Here is a 1,005-nt window from a genome sequence, read left to right as displayed (position 1 = left end):
GAAGCCTTTTTTCTATCTAAATAAACAAGTTAGCTCTTAAGATCCTGTCTATGAAAGTCCTTTAACGCGCGAACAAAGGTTTTGTCATCAAGAGCATATTGCAAGACATCTACCAGCGGGCCATTCCCAGATAGAAACTGGCCTCTTTTGTTCCGATGTACAAACTCCAAACCCAGCAACGTCTTCCCTGCTCCAGGAACACCAGTAACTAAGGTCAATACATTCGCCCGATTTCTATTTCCTTCACTTTCAACCCAAGTAGTTACTTTATCCAGCTCATCAAGCGCTTCATATATTCCTGCACTTTTAGCGCTCTTTAGCTCTTCTATTGGGTTATTTTGAAATATCTCTACTGCTGCATCTACTAGATTAGGTAATGGTACATAGGGCGATTTAAGCCACTGTTTTAAATCAGTGTTAGTAGGAGTGCCCTTTAAATGCTTATCAAGAAAGGCTTTGAGTTTATCGCTAGATAGGATTGAGATATTACTTTCGATATCCGTTAATTTAGCAGTGGATTGAGTCAAGACCAAACCGGCAATCACCTTTAGCTCAGCGCTTTCATGATGGTAATTACAAAGATCTCGATAATAGCCGCACAGCTGATCATAATCCGCTCGCTGATAGCGATCCTTCATTTTGAATTCTAAAATGAATAGCTTATTTTCGACGAGAAGCAGAACATCAGGCCTACGCCCTCCTTCCATTGGTAGAGCATACTCAAAAATAATATAGCCATCAGATTGGGCACGCTTGGAGAGTTCTTTCTGAAGATGATGAAAACAATCAACCCAAGCTCGTTTCTGAAGTTCACCGAGCTCCAAGCCAGGGAAGTTCTCACCAAACTCAGAACACATATTGGCCAACCAGTTTTCTTCTTGTTCTTGAAGAAAAACATCAACCCTATTTGCATAACAATAAGTCATTCACGGTCCTCTTCAGTTTGCTTGCCAGGGCGCGAGCACACTTTGTTCAATTTATAACCCAAAGAAGACTCGTGCCCGA

1 protein-coding gene is annotated in these 1,005 nt (G+C 41.4%); it reads right to left on the bottom strand.

Going from position 1 to position 1,005, the window contains the following annotated elements; translation table 11 throughout:
• Positions 1–29 precede the first annotated feature (29 nt).
• On the bottom strand, positions 30–926 hold the full coding sequence (locus tag ACED46_RS21970) for a DNA/RNA helicase domain-containing protein (RefSeq protein ID WP_371722461.1): 897 nt from the start codon (positions 924–926) through the stop codon (positions 30–32).
• Positions 927–1,005 lie beyond the last annotated feature (79 nt).

Origin of the sequence: Vibrio sp. 1S139 (genome assembly GCF_041439475.1) — a bacterium.
Taxonomy (GTDB): Bacteria; Pseudomonadota; Gammaproteobacteria; order Enterobacterales; family Vibrionaceae; genus Vibrio; species Vibrio crassostreae_C.
The sequence above is the reverse complement of the archived record's forward strand: the minus strand, read 5'-3'. Positions and strand labels throughout refer to the sequence as shown.

Coding starts and splice junctions, on each gene's coding strand:
- ACED46_RS21970 (WP_371722461.1), bottom strand. CDS start 926: ATGACTTATTGTTATGCAAATAGGGTTGATGTTTTTCTTCAAGAACAA.